General features: G+C 60.8%; 23 protein-coding genes. 10 read left to right on the plus strand and 13 right to left on the minus strand.

Annotated elements, in window-relative coordinates:
* Positions 1–71 precede the first annotated feature (71 nt).
* From MPJ51_RS09225 to MPJ51_RS09255, 7 genes are all read right to left on the minus strand, one after another.
* Positions 72–650, minus strand: a complete 579-nt coding sequence (locus MPJ51_RS09225) for a holin family protein (protein WP_298385100.1) — start codon at positions 648–650, stop codon at positions 72–74.
* The gene (locus MPJ51_RS09230) at positions 641–1,252 is read right to left on the minus strand and encodes a holin-associated N-acetylmuramidase (RefSeq protein WP_298385103.1); all 612 of its coding nucleotides are present in this window, start codon (positions 1,250–1,252) and stop codon (positions 641–643) included. Before MPJ51_RS09230 ends, MPJ51_RS09225 begins: the two co-directional genes overlap by 10 nt.
* 135 nt (positions 1,253–1,387) lie before the next feature.
* The gene (gene ccmE, locus MPJ51_RS09235; protein WP_298385104.1) at positions 1,388–1,834 is read right to left on the minus strand and encodes a cytochrome c maturation protein CcmE; all 447 of its coding nucleotides are present in this window, start codon (positions 1,832–1,834) and stop codon (positions 1,388–1,390) included.
* Positions 1,835–1,841: 7 nt separating this feature from the next.
* The gene (gene argC, locus MPJ51_RS09240; RefSeq protein WP_298385107.1) at positions 1,842–2,870 is read right to left on the minus strand and encodes an N-acetyl-gamma-glutamyl-phosphate reductase; all 1,029 of its coding nucleotides are present in this window, start codon (positions 2,868–2,870) and stop codon (positions 1,842–1,844) included.
* A gap of 94 nt (positions 2,871–2,964) precedes the next feature.
* The gene (gene murI / locus MPJ51_RS09245; RefSeq protein ID WP_298385110.1) at positions 2,965–3,774 is read right to left on the minus strand and encodes a glutamate racemase; all 810 of its coding nucleotides are present in this window, start codon (positions 3,772–3,774) and stop codon (positions 2,965–2,967) included.
* Between the two features lie 8 nt (positions 3,775–3,782).
* Complete coding sequence (locus MPJ51_RS09250) at positions 3,783–4,661, minus strand: lysophospholipid acyltransferase family protein (protein ID WP_298385113.1); 879 nt, start codon at positions 4,659–4,661, stop codon at positions 3,783–3,785.
* A gap of 90 nt (positions 4,662–4,751) precedes the next feature.
* A complete protein-coding gene (locus MPJ51_RS09255; protein WP_298385116.1) occupies positions 4,752–8,171 on the minus strand; it encodes an indolepyruvate ferredoxin oxidoreductase family protein in 3,420 nt (1,139 codons plus the stop codon).
* A gap of 169 nt (positions 8,172–8,340) precedes the next feature.
* On the opposite strand from MPJ51_RS09255, the gene MPJ51_RS09260 reads away from it, so the two are divergent.
* From MPJ51_RS09260 to grxD, 6 genes are all read left to right on the plus strand, one after another.
* On the plus strand, positions 8,341–9,249 hold the full coding sequence (locus MPJ51_RS09260) for a LysR family transcriptional regulator (RefSeq protein ID WP_298385122.1): 909 nt from the start codon (positions 8,341–8,343) through the stop codon (positions 9,247–9,249).
* A gap of 279 nt (positions 9,250–9,528) precedes the next feature.
* Positions 9,529–11,775: a mechanosensitive ion channel family protein gene (locus MPJ51_RS09265; RefSeq protein ID WP_298385125.1), complete on the plus strand. Its 2,247-nt coding sequence runs from the start codon at positions 9,529–9,531 to the stop codon at positions 11,773–11,775.
* Positions 11,775–12,944: a BamA/TamA family outer membrane protein gene (locus tag MPJ51_RS09270; protein WP_298385127.1), complete on the plus strand. Its 1,170-nt coding sequence runs from the start codon at positions 11,775–11,777 to the stop codon at positions 12,942–12,944. Before MPJ51_RS09265 ends, MPJ51_RS09270 begins: the two co-directional genes overlap by 1 nt.
* 87 nt (positions 12,945–13,031) lie before the next feature.
* Entirely contained in the window at positions 13,032–15,191 is a 2,160-nt protein-coding gene (purL, locus tag MPJ51_RS09275; protein WP_298385130.1) for a phosphoribosylformylglycinamidine synthase subunit PurL, read from the plus strand.
* Between the two features lie 141 nt (positions 15,192–15,332).
* Positions 15,333–15,569, plus strand: a complete 237-nt coding sequence (locus MPJ51_RS09280; RefSeq protein ID WP_298385133.1) for a BolA/IbaG family iron-sulfur metabolism protein — start codon at positions 15,333–15,335, stop codon at positions 15,567–15,569.
* Positions 15,570–15,818: 249 nt separating this feature from the next.
* A complete protein-coding gene (gene grxD / locus MPJ51_RS09285) occupies positions 15,819–16,181 on the plus strand; it encodes a Grx4 family monothiol glutaredoxin (protein WP_170458109.1) in 363 nt (120 codons plus the stop codon).
* 15 nt (positions 16,182–16,196) lie between these two features.
* Here the strand turns inward: grxD and MPJ51_RS09290 are convergent, their stop codons facing one another.
* The 3 genes from MPJ51_RS09290 to MPJ51_RS09300 are packed head-to-tail and all read right to left on the minus strand — an operon-like array spanning position 16,197 to position 17,685.
* The gene (locus MPJ51_RS09290; RefSeq protein ID WP_298385139.1) at positions 16,197–16,547 is read right to left on the minus strand and encodes an MliC family protein; all 351 of its coding nucleotides are present in this window, start codon (positions 16,545–16,547) and stop codon (positions 16,197–16,199) included.
* Positions 16,544–16,939: a cell division protein ZapA gene (locus tag MPJ51_RS09295; RefSeq protein WP_298385142.1), complete on the minus strand. Its 396-nt coding sequence runs from the start codon at positions 16,937–16,939 to the stop codon at positions 16,544–16,546. Before MPJ51_RS09295 ends, MPJ51_RS09290 begins: the two co-directional genes overlap by 4 nt.
* Positions 16,939–17,685, minus strand: coding sequence for a hypothetical protein (locus tag MPJ51_RS09300; protein WP_298385145.1), 747 nt, complete (start codon positions 17,683–17,685; stop codon positions 16,939–16,941). The genes MPJ51_RS09295 and MPJ51_RS09300 overlap by 1 nt, the downstream gene beginning before the upstream one ends.
* A gap of 236 nt (positions 17,686–17,921) precedes the next feature.
* Between MPJ51_RS09300 and tkt the strand changes: the two genes are divergently transcribed.
* Both tkt and MPJ51_RS09310 read left to right on the plus strand, forming a co-directional pair.
* Positions 17,922–19,946 (plus strand): transketolase, encoded by a 2,025-nt coding sequence (gene tkt / locus MPJ51_RS09305; RefSeq protein WP_298385148.1) that lies wholly within the window; start codon positions 17,922–17,924, stop codon positions 19,944–19,946.
* A gap of 162 nt (positions 19,947–20,108) precedes the next feature.
* Positions 20,109–20,459, plus strand: a complete 351-nt coding sequence (locus MPJ51_RS09310) for a hypothetical protein (protein ID WP_298385151.1) — start codon at positions 20,109–20,111, stop codon at positions 20,457–20,459.
* A 102-nt stretch (positions 20,460–20,561) separates the two neighbouring features.
* Here the strand turns inward: MPJ51_RS09310 and MPJ51_RS09315 are convergent, their stop codons facing one another.
* On the minus strand, positions 20,562–20,918 hold the full coding sequence (locus MPJ51_RS09315) for a hypothetical protein (RefSeq protein ID WP_298385154.1): 357 nt from the start codon (positions 20,916–20,918) through the stop codon (positions 20,562–20,564).
* A 38-nt stretch (positions 20,919–20,956) separates the two neighbouring features.
* Positions 20,957–21,928: a DUF808 domain-containing protein gene (locus MPJ51_RS09320; protein ID WP_298385156.1), complete on the minus strand. Its 972-nt coding sequence runs from the start codon at positions 21,926–21,928 to the stop codon at positions 20,957–20,959.
* Positions 21,929–22,107: 179 nt separating this feature from the next.
* Between MPJ51_RS09320 and gap the strand changes: the two genes are divergently transcribed.
* Together gap and MPJ51_RS09330 are read left to right on the plus strand one after the other, a co-directional pair.
* Positions 22,108–23,109 carry a type I glyceraldehyde-3-phosphate dehydrogenase gene (gene gap / locus MPJ51_RS09325; protein ID WP_298385159.1) on the plus strand — a complete coding sequence of 334 codons (1,002 nt, stop codon included), beginning with the start codon at positions 22,108–22,110 and terminating at the stop codon, positions 23,107–23,109.
* Between the two features lie 84 nt (positions 23,110–23,193).
* Positions 23,194–23,337, plus strand: coding sequence for a hypothetical protein (locus MPJ51_RS09330; protein WP_298385163.1), 144 nt, complete (start codon positions 23,194–23,196; stop codon positions 23,335–23,337).
* A gap of 10 nt (positions 23,338–23,347) precedes the next feature.
* On the opposite strand, the gene coaD is transcribed toward MPJ51_RS09330, so the two are convergent.
* A complete protein-coding gene (gene coaD / locus MPJ51_RS09335; RefSeq protein ID WP_298385166.1) occupies positions 23,348–23,839 on the minus strand; it encodes a pantetheine-phosphate adenylyltransferase in 492 nt (163 codons plus the stop codon).
* Position 23,840 lies beyond the last annotated feature (1 nt).

A 23,840-nucleotide genomic window follows, 5' to 3' on the forward strand; every position in this document is an offset into this window, starting at 1 on the left:
CGTTTATACTGCTGCCGCGTAGCAAGCGCCATTCACATTCGCTCAGACCTCTGCGCACATAGTGTCGCGGCTCAATACGTTTGCAGTCGCCTCCAGTCCTCCAGCGCGGGGTTTGCATCGGGTTTCGAGACCTGCTCGGCCAGCGTTGCATCCGGCCCCGGATCAGCCACGCCCGGGCTGTCGCTACGCAGTTGCCGCAAGGTTTCAAGATTGGCCAGAACCGTGGGCGCGCGCAACATCGTGGCCCCGATTTCCCGCTGCAAATCCTGTACCTTGGCCTGATGACGCGCGCCAAAGTAAAAGGACACGATCACCCCCAGCAACCACCACAGAGGCTCCGGCACCAGAGCAATCCCCTGCATGCGGGCTGCAAACCACAGCGGATCGACCATCGCCGCCACGAACAGTCCCAGCGTCCCCAGCGCCAGCGCCGGGCGGGGCAGCCGGTTCAGCCCATCCATGAACCGGTCATATCCGCCCTTCTGGCCCACCTGAAACTCGGCCCCGAACTGCGCCATGGCCTGCCCCTGCAGGGTCGCCGTCCGCTGCGCGCCTGCATCCGAGTTTTCGCGGAACACTTCTGCCGTTTCCCGCACCACATTGCGACCGGAGCCAAACAGCAACCCCAACACGCCCGAGATCAAGCCCATGCCGCCACCCTTCTTTGAAATTGGTCCTGCGTCAGATGATATGGCGCCGACAGGAACTCTTCGGCCCGCCTGATCCATCCACCCTTGCCCCCGGCCCGGGTCCGGGCGTATTTGCGCAACGGCACCCGGCGGTCGGCCAGATTGAAGTAATAATTTCGCCGCGCCACCCCATATGCATCCCGCAACGCCATGGGATCGGGCTGCGCGGCCTTCTGTGCTGCCGCGATGGTCTGAGGGCCAATCACCCCGTCAGCAACCACTTCAAACCCCATCTCACGCAGCAGACGCTGCAGGATCTTCACCGCCTGCGCGCCCGCATTCACACACATGTCGAACAGAGAGGCCTGCAAAGCCTCGGGCACCGCAGACACGCGCGGGGCCTCATAGTAGTGCTTTAGAAAAATATCGACGGCTTGCGCCTCGCTCAGCACTTTCACATCCGCCCGCGTGATCGCGCCGTCCCCGGTCAGGTCCATACCCAACCGGCGCATCGTGCCGATGGTCACACCAAATTTCGTGGGACCGCCCGGATCGTCCGGATCATCCACATAGCCTCCCTCGCGCGCCACGATATCCTTGGCGATTTGCCGAACCGTCTGCATGCCATCCCCCGTCGCTGTGATCCGGCAAACGGTCCCGTAAACCCCTTAAACCCGCGCTAAAACAAAGGGCGCTGCATGTCGGTGACACGCAACGCCCCTGTATGTTCTGCTCAAGAGCACCTCCACCGGAGGCATTCAGCTGTCGCCAGGCTCCTTGTAAACGCCTTGTTCCTTCAGTGCGTCCACAACCTCTTTCGGCATGTAGGTCTCATCATGTTTCGCCAGAATTTCAGTGGCTTCGAAGACACCATTAATGTAGCTTCCTGTCCCCACCATACCCTGATTCTCCGAAAACAGATCGGGCAGCACGCCGGTAAAGGCCACCTGAACGCTCTCGCCCCCGTCGGTGACCACGAAACGCACCGTCTCACCCTGCCCGCGAATGATCGAGCCTTCTTCGACCAGCCCACCGATGCGGAACACCTCGGTCGGTTTCGGCGGCTCGGCAATCACTTGACTGGGTGAGCGGAAGAAGTTGATGCCATCCTTCAAGGCAACGCCAATAAACACCGTGGCCAGCGTCAAGGCCACGACGGCCAATATGATCACCTGCACTCGACGACGTTTCTTGAGCGTTTTCATACCGTCCTCACGGGAATAAAGGCGCCATCATAAGGCCCCGGGTTTCATCTTCACCTAACATCAGGTTGGCGTTCTGCAAGGCTTGCCCGCTGCTACCTTTTGTCAGGTTATCCAGCGCCGCCACAACAATGGCACGCCGTTCGATCCGGTCTGCGACCACGCCGATATGGCAGAAGTTCGAGCCCCGCACATGATGGGTCGATGGTGTCTCACCAAAGGGCAGCACCTGAATAAAGGGCTCGGCGTCATAGGTGGAACACAGCGTCTCATAGACACTTTGCGGATCACCCTTGACGTAAGAGGTCGCCAGAATGCCCCGGTTGGCGGGGACCAGATGCGGGGTGAACTGCACATGCACCGTGCGGCCCGCGAGTTTCGAGAACTCCTGATCGAACTCACCCAAATGCCGATGCGTGCCGCCAACCGCATAGGCGTTGTAGCCCTCGCTCAGCTCGGCATGCAGCAGGTTTTCCTTCAAGGCCCGTCCTGCGCCGGAAACAGCGCATTTCAGATCCAGAATGATGTCATCCAGATCGATCACCCCGGCGGTGATCAAGGGCCGCAGCACATATTGCCCGGTCGCCGCATTGCAGCCGGTGCCCGCCACCAGCCGCGCCGCGCGGATTTCATCCCGATAGAATTCGGTCAGGCCATACACGGCCTCCTCCTGATGGGCGATGGCGGCATGAGCATTGCCATACCATTTCTGGTATTCCTCAGGATCGCTCAGCCGGAAATCTGCTGAAAGATCAACGATCTTCAGCGTGCTCGGCAACTCGCGAATGACCTCCTGACTGGTCTTGTGGGGCAGCGCGCAGAAACACAGGTCGATCTGGGAAAAGTCGATTTCAGAGATTTTGCACAGGTCCGGCAGGTCCATGTGACGTAGATGCGGAAATACCTGCGCCATGGATTGCCCCGCCTTACGCTCGGCGGCCAGAGCGGTGATTTCCATATTCGGGTGCTCGGCGATCAGCCGCACCAGTTCCGCGCCCGTATAGCCCGAGGCGCCCAGAATTGCGATTTTATGGGTCATGTCAGACCTCTTTCCTTCATATGTCACATCTTACGACCGCCGATGCGACGGTCATCGAATTAATCCGTTGGGGGAAGGCCGTCCTTGACCTAAATCAGGCAGCCGCAAAGGTGATTTGTCGTCGGAGGAACTGCGTCGCCCGGTCACTGACAAAGGCAGGTTTACCGGTGGTCAGAAAGCCGCCCTCACCCCCGCCGGTCATGTTGGGATGGCGTTGCAGGTAATCGGCGAGGCTCTCGGCCACCAGATCGCCCTGACTGTAGACATTCACATCCGGCCCCAGCGCCTGCTGAAAGGTCTCGGCCATTAACGGGTAATGAGTGCAGCCCAGAATCGCCGCCTGCGGGTCCGGCATCTTGCGTTTCAGCGCGTCGACATGGGACCGCACCAACGCCTCGGCCAGGATCAGATCACCATCCTCGATTGCATCGACCACGCCGCCACAAGCTTGCGCCTCGACATCAACACCGATGGCGCGAAAGGCCAGTTCCCGCTGGAACGCCCGGCTGGACACTGTGGCGGGCGTGGCAAACAGCGCCACATGCTGCACCTCGACCTCACGCGGGGGCGAGTTGTCGCCCCATTGCCGCTCGGTCAGGGCCTCGATCAGCGGGACAAAGACACCCAGCACCCGTTTGCCTTCGGGTACGCCGTCCTCCTGCATCCGGCGCAGGGCGGCGGCGCTGGCGGTGTTGCAGGCCAGAATCACCAGATCACAGCCCCGCGCCCACAAGTCCTGAACGGCGTTGCGGGTCAGCTGAAAGATGTCCTCGGCATCGCGCACGCCATAAGGCGCGTGAGCGCTGTCTGCAAAATACAGGAAATCCACGTCGGGCAGACGTTTCTGCGCGGCGTTCAGGACGGTCAGCCCGCCCAACCCGGAATCAAAGATACCTACTGCCATTTGCCCCTTCAGGCGCGATGCCGTTCCTCGAATTCATAGCCGTAATCATAGGATTTCAACGGCTCTGGGGACAGCTCATACGTGGCTTTGCGCAAGAAATCCATCATCTTGCGCGTATCCTTGCCAAGCGGGTCCAGAACGTCACGCCCGATCGGGCCCCCGACCACCACCCGAACCGGGGTATCAACGCGCTTTTTGAACTCTTTGATCAGCAGCCCCATGCGCAATGTGTTGTGCAGATGGCTGGCGATCTGAAACAGGCGCGAGGTATGACCGTCAAAGAAAACCGGCACCACGGTGGCGTTGGATTTGGCCACCATCCGTGCGGTAAACCCGCGCCAGCCTGGGTCCATCGGGTGCGAGAACGGCCTGAGCCCGGTGCTGACCGTGCCGCCCGGGAAAATGCCAATCGCGCCGCCTTCGGCCAGATAATTCAACGCGGTTTTGCGGGTGTTAAGGTTCAGCTTCATCGCCTCTTTCGTCTGGTCGAACGAAATCGGCAGGACCACCCGGTTCAGGTCTTCTGCCTTGCGAAACACGCCGTTGGCCAGAATGCGGAAATCACCTCGGGTCTGGGACAGGATATGGCCCATCATCAGCCCGTCCAGAATACCATACGGATGGTTGGCGATCAGGATCAGTGGCCCGTCTTTGGGAATGTTCGACAGCGCACCGCCCACCACATCCAGCGACAGCCCGTAACGGTCCACCATGACCGACCAGAAATCCTGCCCATTGGCGACGTCCCGTTCATACCCGTCGGCGCGTTTGATCAGGCGCAGGCGGCCCGTCGTGTTCTCCATCAGCTTGATGACCATCCGCCCGCCTTTGGTTTCGGCGGAGTGGGCATAGGATATGTCACGGGCGACATGGCGGCGCGAGGGCATTGCGGTCTCCGGGGTCTTGGCCTTTTACCTAGGGTCAGCCCCTAGATAGGTATCAAACCTGCCAAAGTAACGTGACAAGCCTGTGAAGCTTCACTCTGCCGCAGCCCTGACCTGCGGCCCGCCCCCCTTGATGACCGCCAACAGTTCCTCACGCCGTTTGGCCGCCTTGGTTTCGTTCTGCCGCAGAACCGGGCCAAAGCCGCGAATGTCCAGCGGCAGGCGCGCCAGAGCGATGACAGCATCGCGCGTGTCAGCCGTCAGTTTGGGCAGGACCTGTTTCATGTCCCTTTCATATTGCCGGATCAGCGCGCGTTCCATCCGCCGCTCGGCGCTGTAGCCGAAGGGGTCGAGCGGCGTGCCGCGCAGCACCTTGAGCCTTGTCAGCAGTTTCAACGGGCCCAAGAACCATTCACCGAATTCGCGTTTACGCGGGCGGTCGCCGTCCCCCTTGGTGCCCAATGCGGGCGGTGCCAGATGGAAAGTCATTTTGAAGTCGCCATCGAACTCCGCCGCCGCCTGCGCGCGGCTCTCCAAAAGCAGGCGCGCAACCTCGTATTCATCCTTGTAGGACAACAGCTTATGATAGCCTTTTGCAGCGGCTTCGCGGACTGTTTCGTCCTCGATCCCGGCCAGCAGCTTGCGGTATCGTTTGGCCAGCCGCGAACCCTGATAGCGGGTCAGGTGATCGGCGCGGAAATCGATGATCTGGTCCAGCGTTTTCGGCAGCTCGGCCACATTGGGGCTGAGCAGGTTTTCCACCTCTTCGGGGTGCAGAACCGCCCAGCGACCAACCTCGAAAGCGCGTTTGTTGCGTTCTACAGCCGTGCCGTTCAACTCGATGGCCTGCATGATCGCACCATGACGGATCGGCAGCAGCCCGCGCTGCCACGCCGCGCCGAAGATCATCATGTTGGAATAGATCGAATCCCCCATCACCGCGCGGGAAAGATCAGTGGCATCAAACAGATTGACCGCATCCTTCAACCGCGCCTTCAGCGCCAGTTCCAACTGGTCACCGGGGATTTGGAATTCGGTGTCGCGGGTGAAGTCGCCGGTGATGATCTCATGACTGTTGACCACTGCACCGGTCTGGCCCGCATGGGTCAGCCCCAGCGTCTTGGCCGCCGCCGAGACCACCAGATCGCCGCCAATCAGCGCATGCGCCTCTCCGGTGGCGACACGGATGGCGCTGATATCGTCGGGGTGGTTGGCCAGGCGGCAATGGATATGCACCGCGCCGCCTTTTTGCGCCAGCCCGGCCATCTCCATCACCCCGGCGCCCTTTCCGTCGATCTGCGCCGCCTGCGCCAGCACAGCGCCGATGGTGACCACGCCGGTGCCACCGACGCCGGTGATCACCACGTTATGGGTGCCCTTGATCTGCGGTAATTCCGGCTCTGGCAGGTCCGGCAGGTCCAACTGAGTGGTGGCCTCTTTGCGGATTTTCGCCCCTTCCAGAGTAACAAAGGACGGGCAGAACCCATTCACGCAAGAGAAATCCTTGTTGCAACTCGACTGGTCGATGGCCCGTTTCCGGCCCAGCTCAGTCTCTTTCGGTACAATCGAGACACAGTTCGACTGTACGCCGCAATCACCGCAGCCCTCGCAGATATCCGTATTGATGAACACTCGTTTGTCCGGGTCTGGGAACAGCCCGCGCTTGCGGCGACGACGCTTTTCGGCCGCGCAGGTCTGGATGTAAACAATGACCGATACACCCTCGATTTCACGGAACTTTTCCTGAACGCGCATCAACTCGGCCCGTTCATGGGTTTCGACACCGGATGGCAGGGCCTTGAAGTTCACATCTTCCTTTTCGTCATAGACCACGGCGACATGTTTGACGCCCATGGCGGTGACCTCGGCCACGATACGCTCCGCCGTCAGGTCGCCCTCGTTCTCCTGCCCGCCGGTCATGGCGACGGCGTCGTTAAAGAGAACTTTGAAGGTGATGTTGGTGCCCGCCGACAGCGCCGCGCGGATCGCCTGCACGCCCGAGTGGTTATAGGTCCCGTCGCCCAGGTTTTGGAACACATGCGGCGTGGTCGAGAACGGAGCCTCACCGATCCAGTTGGCACCCTCGCCCCCCATCTGGGTAAAGCCGGTGGTTTCGCGGTCCATCCACTGCACCATGTAGTGACAGCCGATCCCGGCATAGGCCCGGCTGCCATCTGGCAAACGGGTAGAGCTGTTATGCGGACAGCCCGAGCAGAAATACGGCAGCCGCGCCGCGATTTCCTGAGCATTGTCAGCCCGGCGCGCCTCGGACAACCGGGCAAGCCCAGCGTGAATGCCATCGGTATCGCGCCCCTCTTCGATCAGAATGCCACCCAGCTTTTCGGCAATCATGATCGGGTCCAGCGCGCCGCGGGTGGGGAACAATTCCTCGCGGTGCAGGGTCCCCGCACCGCCCTTGTACCAGCCATAGACCCTGCGGCCCCGGCGGTCGTCAAAGATCGCTTCCTTGACCTGCACCTCGATCAGCTTGCGCTTTTCTTCGACGATTATGATTAGATCCAGCCCTTCAGCCCAGTCGTGGAAGCCCTTCATATCCAAGGGGAATGTCTGACCGATCTTGTAGGTAGTCAGGCCCAGACGCTCGGCCTCGTCCGCGTCGATATTCAGCAGCGACATGGCATGGGTCAGGTCCAGCCAGTTCTTGCCCGCTGCCGCAATACCGATCTTAGCCCCCGATTTGCCCCAAACCCGCCGGTCCAGCCGGTTGGCATGAGAAAACGTCTCGGCCGCGAAGCGTTTGTAATCGATCACCCGCCCCTCTTGCAGATGCGGGGTGTCGCCCAGACGGATGTTCAGCCCGCCCTCGGGCATGTCAAATTCTGGTACCACCAATCGCATCCGGTCGGGGCTGCCATCCACGACCGAGGTCACCTCGATCGTGTCCTTCATGGTCTTCAGCCCCACCCAGACCCCGGCGAAGCGGCTTAGCGCAAATCCGTAGATGCCATAGTCGAGAATTTCTTGCACACCTGCCGGGCTGACCACCGGCATATACATATCGACCAGCGACCATTCCGACTGATGCAACACGGTCGAGCTTTCGCCGGTATGGTCATCCCCCATCGCCATCAGCACGCCGCCATGTTTCGCGGTGCCCGCCATATTGGCGTGGCGCATCACATCACCGGACCGGTCCACACCCGGCCCCTTGCCGTACCACAGGCCAAAGACCCCATCGAACTTGCCATCGCCGCGCAGCCCGGCCTGCTGGCTGCCCCATAGGGCGGTGGCGGCCAGATCCTCGTTCAGCCCGTATTGGAAGGTCACATCATTTTCGACCAGTTGCTTCTGCGCCCGGGTCATCTGCAAATCGACCGCGCCCAGCGGTGATCCGCGATAGCCGGTGACCAGACCAGCGGTGTTCAACCCCGCCTGCCGGTCGCGCGCCTTCTGCATCAGCATCAAACGCACCAGCGCCTGCGTCCCGTTCAGCAGAACCGGGCTTTTGGATAGATCAAACCTGTCATCTAGTGATATTTTCGGCTGACTCATCTGACGTCTCCCCTCGTCGGATTAGTGTGCTTCATATTCACGCATTTTAGGTCATGATTGCTGACCTGTATAGTAAATTTCCCCTTAACCGTAACGATTTCGCGGTTTGATTGTGGAAATTGTTACCTGTTTCATATAGGTCTGCCGCAGGATAACGAAAGTTGCGGCGATGGATTGGGACAAGCTCAGAATATTTCACGCGGTTGCGGATGCGGGCAGCCTGACCCATGCGGGGGACAAGCTCAATTTGTCTCAATCCGCCGTGAGCCGACAGATCCGCGCGCTGGAAGAATCGCTGGATGCCACCCTGTTTCACCGCCACGCGCGAGGACTGATTCTAACCGAACAGGGGGAATTGCTGTTCGATGCGACCTCGGCCATGTCGAAACGTCTGGACGCCGCCGCCGCCCGTATCCGCGATAGCGAGGATGAGGTGTTCGGCGTTCTGCGCGTCACCACCACCTTCGGCTTCGGCACCCTGTGGCTGGCCCCGCGCCTGCCCAAGCTTTACGATCAGTACCCCGACCTCAATATCGACCTGATGTTGGAAGAACGGGTGCTGGACCTGCCCATGCGCGAGGCGGACGTCGCCATCCGCATGAAAGAGCCCAGCCAGGCCGATCTGATCCGCAAGCGGCTGATGACGGTGCAGATGCATCTTTACGCAACCCGCAAATATCTGGACACCCATCAGGAACCGCTGGAAAAACCCGAAGACATCGCCAAGCACCGGCTGATCTGCCAGACGCCTTCGGCCCCGCAGGTCAGCGCCAGCGCCACGATGGTGCGGCACCTGATGACGTTCAATCCGGGCTCGTTGCTGACGGTGAACAACTATTTCGGCGTGCTTCAGGGGGTTCTGCATGATCTGGGTATCGGTGTCCTGCCCGACTACGTGACCAAGGAATTCCCCGATCTCGTGCCCGTCCTGGCCGAGGATGAAAGCGCCGATGTGCCGGTCTATCTGGCCTATCCCGAGGAACTGCGCCATTCCAAGCGCGTCGCGGCCTTCCGTGACTTCGTTCAGGATGAGATCATCGCGCACCGTAAGCAATTGAGACAAATGGGAAAACTCTAGCTATGCGCTGACGGCATAGCGGACATGATCCTTTAACCTGTAAAACACCTTGAATGGGGGCGGCACGAGTCCTAAATCACCTCTCGAAGGCGGTGATGCTGCAACGCTCATCATCTTCATACCTCCCTGTTGGACTTTGGCCGAGCTTAGTGCTCGGCCTTTTTTTTGGATTTTTCCCGTCTTGTGTCGCAAGCGTGATGAAATCACTGGGAAAAATTCATGCACGCGCATATGATCCCGAAAAAACAATCATATTTTTCGTGATCGAGGGCAAAATCCATGTTCCATCTATTTCGCCTGCTGCTGGCGTTCATGTCCGTGTTATTATTGACGGGGCCTGTGCATGCTCAGGACAATACTGCCACCGCGCCCGTCACCATCCCCGCCGATCTGACGCCCGAGCAGGTCGACGGGCTGGTCGCCCGCATGTCCGACGATCAGGTGCGTGCCATTCTGCTGGAGCGTCTGGATGCCGTCGCCAAGGAACAGGCGGCAGCCGCGGCGGATCAAGAGGACCCTCTGACCGAAATCCATGAAATCTGGGCCGAGATGGTCGCGTCATGGACGCAGGTTCTGACCACCCTGCCCAATATCGTCAGCGCGCAGATCACCGCGTTCGGCAATTTCTCGGCCACGTTCGGGACGACCGGGGTGTTTACCCTGATGGGGCTGGTTCTGTCGGTCCTGATAGCCGGGTTCATCGGGGAAAAGCTGTTCGGGTTCCTGACCCGAAAGTGGTTCAGTCAGGCCGAAGTGTCCGAGGACGCGGATCTTTGGGGCGCGCTTCGGTATCTGTTCCGCCGATTCTGCCGTGAAATTGCGGGGTTGGTGGTGTTCTATGCGGTTGTCCGCGTGCTGGGACGCGGGCTGCTGACGCCGGAACAGCTTACCTATGCTGCGCCGTTTGTGTTCTTCCTGATCTGGATTCCGCGCCTTGGGGCCGCGACCTCGCGGTTTATTCTGGCCCCCAACAAACCGCATTACCGGTTGGTCAATATTGACGATCACTGGGCGAAATATCTGCATCGCAACCTGATCGGGCTGCTGATCCTGATCGGATTGACCCTGTTCGTCGTCCGGTTCAACGCGCTGAACGGCGTTACACCTGCCGACACGCGCATCGGGTTCTGGCTGAATGCGGCGATTCACATCTATATCGGCGTCATCGCCTGGACCGCGCGCGAAGGGCTGTCGCAGATGATGCTGGGCACCGACCCCGACCATACGAAATTCGACGAAGAGGTGGCGCAGTATTACCCCTATTTCGCCATCGGCGTCTCGGCGGTGATCTGGCTGCTGGTCGAGTTTCTGGCCGCGCAGCGCGATCCGGCGATCCGCGCCCTGCTGGTCAAGGGGCCGCATTTCACCACCATGTTCTGGCTGCTGATCGCACCGGCGCTGGATACCCTGATCCGCGGGCTGGTGCGCCATCTGCAACCGCCCATGGCTGGCGAAGGGCCACTGGCCGAACAGGCCTATCGGTCGACCAAGCGCAGCTATATCCGCATTGGCCGGGTTCTGGCCGCCCTGTTCGTCGTCTTCATGATTGCCCGTGCCTGGCAACTTGACCTGCGCCATGTCGCTTCGGCCGGGGTCAGCGCCGAAGTGGGCGGCGCGGTGATCGAGTTCCTGCTGATCATCGCCACCGGCTATATCATCAACGAGGTCGTCTCGCTGTGGATCAACCGCCGTCTGGCCCAGGAACAGACCGCCGCCGAAGCGCTGGATGAAGAGGCCGGAGGCGAAGGTGGCGGTGCCGGGGGCTCGCGTCTGGCAACAGTTCTGCCGCTGCTGCGGATCACCGCGCAGATCACCATCGCGGTGATCTTCGGTCTGCTCGCCTTGGGCGCGCTGGGGATCAACATCACCCCCCTGCTGGCCGGTGCCGGTGTTCTGGGTCTGGCCATCGGCTTTGGCGCGCAGAAACTGGTGGCTGATATCGTGGGCGGCATCTTCTTCCTGATCGACGATGCCTTCCGCGTGGGGGAATATGTCGATGTGGGCGGCACCATGGGCACGGTCGAGAAAATCTCGATCCGGTCCATGCAGTTGCGCCACCATCGCGGCCCGGTGCATACGATCCCTTATGGCGAGATCCAGAAGTTGACCAATTTCAGCCGCGACTGGGTGATCATGAAGCTGAAATTCACCGTGCCCTTCGATACCGACCCGAACAAGGTCAAGAAAATCTTCAAGAAGATCGGCGCCGAGATGATGGAGGACGAAATCCACAAGGATGGCTTCCTGCAGCCTTTCAAGTCGCAAGGCGTCTTCGACTTTGACGATGTGGGCATGATCATCCGGGGCAAGTTCATGGCCAAACCGGGCAAACAGTTCACCCTGCGCAAGGAAATCTTCAACCGAGTCAAGGCGGCGTTCAAGGAAAACGGCATCGACTTCGCCCGCCGCGAAGTGCGCGTGGCCATCCCCGGTCTGGACGAGGCCGAGAACCTGACCCCAGAACAGAAAACCGCCATTGGGGCCGCGGCCACGGCCGAGGTGAACAAGGATCAGGGCCAGACCTGATGCCAATACCGGAACCGGGGTCGCCCTCGGTTCCGGTCCGCATGTTCAAAGGGTTCCCTTTCGTGAGACCTGCCGCCCTTGCAACCACTGTTACCGTCCTGACCGCGCCGCTGGCGCAGGCCGGTTCGGTGACGTTGGAAGCCAATGTGGACCCGTTCGACGAAGCGCAGGAAGAGGCCGCCATAGGGTTCCGCAACGGCTCTTTCATCGCGGTGCCGATCCCGTTTTCCGACCCAACAATTGGCTCTGGCTTGACGCTGGGGGCCGGATATCTGTTTCAACTGGATGAAAGCTCAAAACCCTCGCTGTTCGGGGTTGCGGCGCTGCGCTCCAGCAATGGCAGTCAGGCCTATGGCGGTGCCGCCAATTTCGCCTTCGACAACAACCGCTGGCAAATCGAGACGCTATACGCCAAGGCCAATATCAACTACGACCTTTTCACCGCCGCCGGACAACTGCCGGTGACGCAAGACGGCGATCTGGCCCGGATCGAGCTGTCCTATGGCTTCACCCCAGAAATCTCCGCCGGGCTGGCAGTGCGATACCTGAACACCTCGGTCAGTCTCGACGGGCTTGGCCTGCCCCCGATCCCCCCGCCTTTCGATCAGTTTCTGGATATGGAGATCGTGACGCCCACCCTGGTCGCCGCCTGGGACTGGCGCGATGATACGATCTATCCCACCTCCGGCTTCAACCTGCAGACCGAGCTGGCCTACAGTCATACGCTGACCGGGCTGACGGGCGACTATTCCAAGGCCTTCATCAACTTCACCCATTACTGGAACCCCATCCCCAAGGGCGTCATTGCCGCGCGGGTATCGACCTGCGCCGCCTCGGATGAGACACCGTTTTTCGACCAATGCTCACTGGGCGGCACCGATGCGTTTCGCGGCTTTCCGGTGACACAGTTCCTCGATTTGCGGTCGGCGTCCCTGCAGATCGAATACCGGCACCAGTTCACCAAACGGCTGGGCGCCGTGGCGTTTGGCGGCGCGGGCCAGACCGGAGACAGCTACGGCGACCTGTCTGCGGACGGCACCCACACGGCCTATGGTCTGGGCGCGCGCTATCGCGTGTCGCAGAAATTCCCGGTCGATTTCGCGGTCGATTGGGCGCACAACGATCTGGGCGAAGACCAGCTTTATATCTATGTCGGCCAAAGGTTCTGAGACCCTGCGCGGTCTTGACCCTTCCCCCCGGCGCGCCCTTGCCCTAAAAGGCCCGCAATCTCGGCCACCTTGGACACAGGACAAACGATGCAAGAGCCCGCCATCACACCCGATCTGATTGCCGCCCACGGGCTGAAGCCCGAGGAATACGACATGATCCTCGAGATCATCGGGCGTGAGCCGACCTTCACTGAACTCGGCATCTTTTCGGCCATGTGGAACGAGCATTGTTCGTATAAATCCTCGAAGAAATGGCTGCGCACTCTGCCCACCTCGGGACCTCAGGTGATTTGCGGCCCGGGTGAGAATGCCGGTGTGGTCGATATCGGCGATGGTCAGGCCGTGGTCTTCAAGATGGAAAGCCACAACCACCCGTCCTATATCGAGCCCTATCAGGGTGCGGCGACCGGCGTGGGCGGCATTCTGCGCGACGTCTTTACCATGGGCGCGCGTCCCATCGCATCGATGAACGCGCTGTCCTTCGGTGAGCCCGGCCACCACAAAACCCGCCAACTGGTCAACGGCGTGGTCGAAGGCATCGGCGGCTACGGCAACTGTTTCGGCGTGCCCTGCGTCGGTGGCGAGGTTCGGTTCCACCCGGCTTATAACGGCAACTGCCTTGTAAACGCCTTCGCCGCCGGTCTGGCTGACAGCGACAAGATCTTCTACTCGGCAGCCTCGGGCGTCGGCATGCCCGTGGTCTATCTGGGTGCCAAAACCGGCCGTGACGGTGTGGGCGGCGCAACCATGGCCTCAGCCGAGTTCGACGACACGATCGAAGAAAAGCGCCCCACCGTTCAGGTCGGCGACCCCTTCACCGAAAAACGCCTGATGGAGGCGACGCTGGAACTGATGCAGACCGGCGCCGTGATCTCGATCCAGGATATGGGCGCGGCGGGTCTGACCTGCTCTGCCGTGGAGATGGGCGACAAGGGCGGTCTGGGCGTGCGCCTTGATCTGGAAAACGTGCCCCAGCGCGAAGAGAACATGACAGCCTATGAGATGATGCTGTCGGAATCTCAGGAACGCATGCTGATGGTGCTGAAACCTGAACTGGAGGCTGAGGCCCGCGCCGTGTTCGAAAAATGGGATCTGGATTTCGCCATCGTCGGTGAAACTATTGCCGAGGATCGTTTCCTGATCATGCACAATGGTGAGGTGAAGGCCGATCTGGTCCTGTCCAAACTCTCCTCGACCGCGCCGGAATATGACCGCCCGTGGGAGCCTACTCCGCAAGCCGAGGAGCTTTCCGAAGTCCCCCAGATCGATCCGATCGACGGTCTGCGCGCCCTGCTCGCCTCTCCCAACTATGCGGGCAAGCAATGGGTCTATGAACAATATGACACCATGGTCATGGCCGACACCTCGCGCACGCCGGGTCTGGGCGCGGGCATGGTGCGCGTGCATGGCACCGACAAGGTTCTGGCCTTCACCAGCGACGTGACCCCGCGCTATGTCCGCGCCAACCCGGTTGAAGGTGGTAAACAGGCCGTGGCCGAAGCCTATCGCAACCTGACCGCCGTTGGGGCCAAACCGCTGGCCACCACCGACAACCTGAATTTCGGCAATCCCGAAAAGCCCGAGATCATGGGCCAGTTCGTCGGCGCAATCCAAGGCATCGGCGCAGCCGTCGGCGCGCTGGACATGCCCATCGTGTCGGGCAACGTGTCGCTTTACAACGAAACTGACGGTCAGGCGATCTTGCCGACTCCAACCATCGGCGCGGTCGGCCTGCTGTCTCACAGCGATGAGATCATCGGCAACGAGGTTCGCGAGGGCCATGTCGCCCTAATCATCGGCGAAACCAACGGCCATCTGGGTCAGTCCGCCCTGCTGGCCGAGGTGTTCAACCGCGAAGACGGCGACGCCCCCCATGTCGATCTGGCCGCAGAACAGCGCAACGGCGACTTCATCCGCGCCAATCGTGAGATGATCAAAGCCTGCACCGATCTGGGCGATGGTGGCCTCGCGCTGGCGGCCTTCGAACTGGCCGAAGCCGCAGGCGTTGGCGTCCACCTCGACGATGCCTCGACCGAGTTCCTGTTCGGCGAAGATCAGGCCCGCTATCTGGTCGCCTGCAACTTCGATCAGGCCGAGGCGCTGATGATCGCCGCCGGTCAGGCGGGCGTTCCGCTGGTCTCGGTCGGCCGCTTCACCGGCGACTGCGTCAAGATCGGCACTTCCGAGGCCCCGCTGGCGGAACTGACCGACACCTTCCGCAGCAGCTTTGCCGCTGCTGTGGCCTGACCGCTTCTTCTCGTTTCAAATACGGAAAAAACCCGCGCCCTCCGTCGGCGCGGGTTTTGCGTATCCACAGGACCCGGCACATCTTGCGCGGCCCCCAACATCGCTCTACATCTTGGGAAAGACCTTCAGGAGTAAACCTACATGCCGATGAGCGCCCACGAAATCGAAACCCTGCTGCGCGACGCCTTTCCCGATGCGGAAATTCAGGTCGGCGGGCATGATGGCGTGCATATGTCCGCCATGGTCGTGGACGAAAGCTTTCGCGGCAAAAACCGGGTGCAGCAGCAGCGCGCGGTCTATGCGGCCCTGAAAGGCAAGATGGACGGCCCGGACGGAGAGCTGCACGCACTGGCGCTGACAACAAAAGTGCCAGAGTAAAATGGAACACGCGGTCGTAATCTTGGTTGCGCTGTCTGTTTTTGTATTGCTGATTGCGCTCTTGGCTTGGAGCAATGCAAGGAACAAGCACAAAACCAAACGAGGATCGCAGCCCGGGAGCGGAAAGCACATTCTCCATTCAACATACAGCTCTCATGACGGCGCAATCAGTTCGACCCACACTCACATCCCAAAGAACCCACAAGACTACGCCAAGGCGATGATGCCGAAGAGCAAAGGAAACACGAAATGACCGACGTAAAGACCCAGATCGACGAAACCGTCAAAGCCAATGATGTGGTGCTGTATATGAAAGGCACCAAAGAGATGCCGCAATGCGGGTTCTCATCGCGCGTGGCGGGCGTTTTGAACTATATGGGCGTTGACTATGCCGACGTGAACGTTCTGGCCGATGAGGCGGTCCGTCAGGGCATCAAGGATTACTCCGACTGGCCCACCGTCCCGCAGCTTTACGTCAAGGGTGAGTTCGTCGGCGGCTGCGATATCATCACCGAGATGACCCTGTCGGGTGAGTTGGATACGCTGTTTGACGAAAACGGTGTCGGCTACAACAAGGACGCCGCAGACAAGATCCGCGAAGCCAACGCCTGATCTGACGGATCGGACCTAACGACTGGAACAGTCCCTGAACAACACCCGTTCCGGGGCTGTCGCGCCGTCTGCCTGATGGGTGATCGTGGCGTCCCAGCCCTTTGAGCGCAGGGTGTACGTGCCTTCGGCCCCAACGGATTCGTACAGAATGCCCGAGCCGCTGGGCGCCTGTTGCAGCGCCACCAACGCGCCATCAATGACCATGGCCGCTGCCGCCGATCCATCGGAGGCGTTGAAATAAGACACTGGAATCTGGGTGTCGTTTTCGCAGGTGAATGTGACCGAGAGAACATCAATCTCGGCCACTGCGGCAGAGGCCACAAGGGACAGGCCCAAGCCATAGACAACGCATCGCAGCCCCATCATTCGCCCGCCTTCTCTTCGACAACCGCCGCCAGAGCTTCGGCCCGGGCCGCCATTTCCGCCAAAGTGTCAGTGACCGAGGGCGGCACGACCGCAACCTCGATCCGTTCCGGCTCGGGCCGGGGCGCGTTGCGCAGGGTCTGCAACTCGGCCTCGGTCTGGGCCAGTTTGGCTTCCAGCGATTTCACTTTGTCATCGGTGGCCGCTGTCTTGTCGGCCAACATCAGCCCCGCCATCAGCAGCATCCGCGATTCCGGCATGCGCCCGATCTGGTCGGACAGAACCTGCGCTTCGTCATCCAGCATCTTGGCGGCGGCCATCAGAAAGGTCTCTTCCCCCTCCTGGCACGAGACGTCAAAGCCACGCCCGCCGATATGAATGGTAACCTCGGGCATTACTCGACCTCCCCTTCTGTCAGTTTCGCCTGTGACAGCAGCGGCTCCAACCGGGCCAGCACCGCATGGGCCTCGGCCGCGTCAGTGGCCTGTGCAGCGCGGGTGGCTTCAAGCTCGGCCACGGTGGCGCGATTCAAAAGCTCGGCGTCCGGCACCCCGTCCTGCGACGCGGCACGCAGCTCATCCACCGAGGCGCGCAACTGTTCATTGGCCTTGCGCATGCGCTGCAGATCATCGTCCAGCCGCGACATCGCGGCACCATGGCTGCTGCGTTCGGCGCGCAGCATCTCCAGCTCGGCGCTCAACTCGGCCACCCGTTCACTGTCGGCCAGTTCGGCGCGCAACTGCGTGTTTTCGGCCTTCAGCGCCTCCAGCTCATCACTGTTTTCCAGCGCGGCCTTGGCGTCTGCCAATTCGGACCGGGCCGCTTCGACCGTCGCCAGGGTCGAGGTCGCCTCGGCCAACTGTTCCCGCAGCTGTTCCTTTTCGGGGTCCTCAACGGGTGCGGCTTCGGCCTGCTCCAACTCGGCCCGCAGGCTGTCGATCTCCTGATCGTGGTTTTCTTTCAGGGATTTGATCCGCTCTTGCAGTTGCGCATTGGCCAGACGTTCATCTTCCAGCGCGGCCCGCAATTCGGGGTCTTCGGGCGGGGCTGCGGGGGGCGCGACGGCCAAGGCGTCAACTCCGGTGCCGATCCGCTCCATCGCGGTGATGATGCGTCGTTGTAATTCCTCGATCTGGCTCATGCCCCTGTCACCTCTTTTCCAAGGTTCGTATTGCTGCGCGGTCACCCGAATCATGGGCCGCCGCGTTCTGGGCTTAGTCTAACGGAATGTGGCGGAAAATACCCACTCTTTGCTTTCAACCACTTGGGCCACGCTCTTGAACCATGCCTTTGGCCCAAAGGCCGGTTCTGCTTGCACTTTGGAGGGTGGATGTTATTCAGCGGCCAATCTGCTTCAAACCCAAAGGAACAACGCCCGTGGACCTGACTGCGCTGCGCAATGCCAACCCCGAACACTGGGACAAGGCTGCGGCCATCCGCACCCTGACCCTTGACGCCGTCGCGGCCGCCAATTCCGGCCATTCCGGCATGCCGATGGGCATGGCCGATGTCGCAACCGTGCTGTTCGAAAAGCATCTGAAATTCGACGCATCCGCCCCAAACTGGCCGGACCGCGACCGGTTCATCCTGTCGGCGGGCCACGGGTCCATGCTGATCTATTCGCTGCTGTATCTGACGGGACATGCAGATGTGACGCTGGACGAGATCAAGAACTTCCGCCAGCTGGGCGCGAAAACCGCAGGCCACCCGGAAAACTTCCTGGTCGACGGGATCGAGACCACCACCGGCCCGCTGGGTCAGGGCATCTCGAACGCCGTGGGCTTTGCCATGGCCGAGGAAATCCAGCGCGCCCATTACGGCAAGAAGATCGTCGATCACTATACTTACGTGATCGCAGGCGACGGCTGCCTGATGGAGGGCGTCAGCCAAGAGGCGATCACACTTGCGGGACGTCACGAACTGGGCAAGCTGATTGTCTTCTGGGACAACAACAACATCACCATCGACGGCACGGTCGATATGGCTGATCGCACCGATCAGGTGAAACGCTTTGCCGCCTCCGGTTGGCAGGTGATCGAGATCGACGGCCACGATCCCCAAGCCATCGATGCGGCCATCGCGCAAGCGAAGAAAACCAACAAGCCGTCGATGATCGCTTGCAAAAGCCACATCGCGCTGGGCCACGCGGCGCAGGACACTTCCAAGGGTCACGGCGCGCTGACCGATCAGGATCAGCTGAAAGCCGCCAAAGACGGCTATGGCTGGCCCCATGACGCGTTCGAAATCCCCGCCAACGTTAAAACCGCATGGGAAACCATCGGCGCCCGCGGTGCCGCCGAGCGCGCCGCGTGGGAGGAGCGTTTTGCTCAAATCTCCGAGCGTAAGCAGGCCGAGTTCAACCGCGCCTACGCGTTCGAGGCCCCCAAGAAACTGGCCGGTGCCATCCGCTCGTTCAAAAAGCAGATGTCCGAGGATCAGCCGAAACTGGCCACCCGCGCCTCGTCGGAAAAGGTTCTGAACGCGGTCAACCCGATCATGACCGAAACCGTTGGCGGTTCCGCTGACCTGACCGGGTCGAACAATACCAAATCAGCGGATATGGGCGTATTCCTGCCGGAAAACCGCAAAGGCCGTTACATCCACTACGGTATCCGCGAACACGGCATGGCTGCTGCGATGAATGGCATGGCGCTGCATGGCGGCATCCGCCCCTATGGCGGCACCTTCATGGCGTTTACCGACTATGCCCGCCCGTCCATGCGTCTGGCCGCACTGATGAAAGTACCGTCAGTCTTCGTGATGACCCACGACTCGATCGGTCTGGGCGAAGACGGCCCGACCCACCAGCCGGTCGAACATCTGGCCATCTCGCGCGCCACACCGAACACCTATGTGTTCCGCCCCGCCGATACGGTTGAAACCGCTGAGGCGTGGGAACTGGCGCTGACTTTCAAGGACAGCCCCTCGGTCCTGTCGCTGACCCGTCAGGGTGTGCCGACCGTGCGCACCCAGCACAAGGCCAAGAACCTGACCGCGCAAGGTGCTTACGTTCTGGCCGATGCTGACGCCAAACGTCAGGCCATCCTGATCGCCACCGGCTCCGAGGTCTCTCTGGCGATGGAAGCCAAAGCGATGCTCGAAGCCGAAGGCATCGGCACCCGCGTCGTCTCGATGCCCTGCATGGAGCTCTTCGCCGAGCAGGACGAAGCCTATCGCAAACGCGTCCTGCCCGCCGGTGCCGTGCGCGTCGGGATCGAAGCCGCCGTCCGCGCCGGTGGCTGGGACCGCTGGCTGCTGGGCGAACGCGGTCGCGAGGCCAAGGCCGGTTTCATCGGCATGTCAGGCTTTGGCGCATCTGCCCCCGCCGGTGAGCTGTACAAGCATTTCGGCATCACCGCCGAGGCCACCGTTGCCAAGGTCAAGGAACTGCTGGGGCTGTAAAACAGACCCAGCTTATCGTGCAAAGGGCGGCCCAGGGCCGCCCTTTTCATTTGGTTTTCCCCATCACGGACTGATGAGCCCACGTGAAGTCACCACACCTATCCCCGGTCCTTGTCACCGCTACGTCTGGCACATTCCATCAAAAGGTACAGGGAACAGGATATGACACGCCTCAGCTCAATCGCACTTGCGGCAATCCTCGCGGCTTCGTCAGCCGCTGCCGGGTCTTTCGCAACCCAGGACGAAATCAAAACCGCCATGAGTGACCATACCTATCAGGGCGGCATGCTCTCGGGTGCGTTCACCGAATATTACGCCCCGGATGGCACCATCAAAGGGGATGGCTATTCCGGGGTCTGGAAAGCCACCGATCACGGCATGTGCTTCACATATGGCACCGACCCCGAAAACTGCTGGGACCTCAAGATTGAAGGCGCCGCGGTGACCCTGTTCAAGGATGGCAACGTGGACGGCGCCGGTGTTGTGGTCAAAGGCAACCCCAACGGGTTCTGATGCACCAAACCCCATGGGGTGCGCGCACCTCATGGGGCAACATCATAAGTGTCACTCAGACCAAGCCGAACACGCCGTTCATTGCGGGTTTGCCCGCCCTTTTCATTTCGATTTTGCGTCCAACTTCTCTTTCAAAGCATCATAGGCTTTCTGCGCATAATCCAGCCGCAGCTCATAGTGCCCGCGTGCGACGACAAAGTCCGGCGCTTCAACGCCTGCAGCAGAAAACGTCTGCGCCAGATGCGTACCCGACAGCGGAATATAGTCAGCGGATTCGCCGGCGAAGCGGTTATACAATCGGCCCCCGACCCACCCGCTGCGTTTACCGGCCTCTTTGGCGGTATGCAGACGGAAATGCAGAACTCCGTACAGTTCGTCAGGATCGAAGGGCATCAAATCCGCCGCAGCACTCATGGCCGAGACAACCGCCCCCAAGCCATCGCCCGCGGCGCTCTGCATCCCCTTCTGAGCAGGCGACGGCCCGGAGACAATCTTGATCAGTGACCACCTGTCGTCTTCTTCGCCGATGGCAGCAAAGGCCCGATCACCTTGGTCGCCAGCGGGATCAGCACCAGCCCCCAGGCCAGCCCAAAGATGCCGTCCATCGTCGCCTTGGCGATCCATTCAACCGCGCCGACCATTTGCTCGGACGCCATATGTCCGATCGCATAGGCCCAGTCATGGATATGATGGCCCAGCCAGCCAAAGCCCAGCTCCTCCATCCCGTGAATGATGATCGAGCCGCCAACCCACAGCATCGCTGCCGTACCGACGATGGACAGAATTTTCATCAAAACCGGCATGAACCGCACCAGTCCCCGGCCCAGCCCACGCCCGATCGGCGTTGGCGCGTTGCGCGCCAGAAACAGGCCCACATCATCCATCTTCACGATCACCCCGACCGAGCCATAGACGGCCACAGTCACACCGATCCCCACAACCGCCAGCGTCGCGGTCTGCATCCACAGATTCGGCGCCTCGATAGCCGCCAGCGCGATGGTCATGATCTCGGCTGACAGGATGAAGTCGGTCTTGATCGCGCCCTTGACCTTCTGTTCCTCCAAATGACCGGGGTCGCGAACTTTCATGTCCTCGTCGATGGCATGGCTGCCATGGGGGAAAAGGACGTGAAAGATTTTCTCGGCCCCCTCAAAACACAAATAGGACCCGCCGATCATCAGCAAGGGCGTGATCAACCATGGTGCGAAATTGGCCAGCAGCAGGGCGACCGGCAACAGCAGCACGATCTTGTTGAACAAAGACCCGCGCGCGATGCGCCAGATGATCGGCAATTCCCGCGCCGGCGCAAAGCCTTGCACATATTTCGGGGTCACCGCCGCGTCGTCGATGATGACGCCCGCAGTCTTGGCCCCAGCCTTTCCAGCTGCGGCCACCACGTCATCCACCGACGCCGCCGCGACCTTTGCAATGCCCGCCACATCGTCCAACAGGGCCAAAAGACCACTCATCGCGCTTCCTCTCGTTTCCTTCGCGTTGCCGACACTACCTGATCCACCCCTTAGCGCAAGCGTTAGCGCAACCGGCACAGGTTTGCGCTAACACCTTAAAAATATGCCGCTTTTGCCCTTTTGAGATTCCCTGTTGGCCGCTATATGGCCTGCAACGCAAGCGCATTTGGAGACGTCTCATGACCATCAAGGTCGGCATCAATGGTTTTGGCCGTATCGGCCGCTGTACCCTGTCGCATATCGCCGCATCGGCCCGCAACGACATCGAGGTGATCAAGGTCAACGCCACCGGCCCGCTGGAAACCTCGGCGCATCTGCTGAAATATGACAGTGTGCACGGCCGTTTCCCGCGCGACGTTTCCATCGAGGGCAACACCATGGATCTGGGCCGTGGCCCGATGCAGATGTTCTCGACCTACGACATGAACGAGCTGGACTGGGAAGGTTGCGACGTCGTTCTGGAATGCACCGGCAAATTCAATGACGGCACCAAGGCCAAGACTCACCTGGAACGTGGCGCGGGCAAGGTCCTGCTGTCGGCGCCCGGCAAGAATGTCGACAAGACCATCGTTTTTGGTGTGAACCACAACAGCCTGACCGCCAATGACAACATGGTGTCGAACGGATCCTGCACCACCAACTGCCTGGCCCCGCTGGCCAAGGTTCTGGACGAAGGTGTCGGCATCGAGCATGGCATCATGACCACCATCCACGCCTATACCGGCGACCAGCCGACGCTGGACCGCCGCCACAGCGACCTGTACCGCGCCCGCGCCGCCGCGATGTCGATGATCCCGACCTCGACCGGTGCCGCCAAGGCGTTGGGTGAGGTTCTGCCGAACCTCAAGGGCCGTCTGGATGGCTCGGCCATCCGCGTGCCGACACCGAATGTCTCGGCCGTTGACCTGACCTTCCGCGCCGCGCGCGACACTTCGGCCGCCGAAATCAACGCCATCGTCGAAGAGGCCGCCAAAGGCGCGATGCAGCGTGTTCTGGGCTATGAGCCCGCGCCGCTGGTGTCGACCGATTTCAATCATACCGAAGAAAGCTCGATCTTTGCGCCGGATCAGACCCGCGTGGTCGATGACCGCATGGTGCGCGTGCTGGCCTGGTATGACAATGAATGGGGCTTCTCGGTGCGTATGGCCGATGTGGCCGTCGCCATGGGCCGCCTTAACTAGGCCTTCGGACTTCGCTTGTACCCTTATGCCCGCTCAGGTTATCTGGGCGGGTATTTTCGTTCGGGGCGCGGGCACGTACAGGCCATGACCAATCAAATCGCCATTTGGCTTGGATGTCTTATTCTGGGCGCGCTGGTGCTGGATGTCGCGCTATACGGCACCGAGCATCTGCTGTTTCTCGGCAAGAAACTCTACGACTTTCTTGATTGGCTCGCCTTCTGGCGCTAGCGCCCAGTCTCTAGCGCAGTCGCGCATGCAGCGCGTCCCGGACGCGCGGCGTGACGAATTTCGACACATCCCCGTCCAGCCGCGCGATCTCCTTGACCAGTTTCGAGGCAATCGCCTGATGCCGCGCCTCGGCCATCAGGAACACGGTCTCGATTGAATCGTCCAGCGCCCGGTTCATGCCAACCATCTGGAATTCATACTCAAAATCCGCCACCGCCCGCAGCCCGCGCACGATGATCTGTGCGCCCACATCGCGGGCACAGTCGATCAGCAGATTTTCAAACGGATGGGCCACGATCTCGGTGCCGGTCTGTTCGGTGAGATAGGCGCATTCCGCCTCGATCATCGCCACGCGTTCTTCCAGCGTGAACAACGGCCCCTTGTCACGGTTGATGGCGACGCCGATCACAAGCTTATCGACCAAGGCCGAGGCCCGGCGGATGATGTCGATATGACCCAGGGTGATCGGATCAAAGGTTCCGGGATACAATCCAACCCGCATC

The organism is Ruegeria sp. (genome assembly GCF_028066395.1).
Lineage (GTDB): Bacteria > Pseudomonadota > Alphaproteobacteria > Rhodobacterales > Rhodobacteraceae > Ruegeria.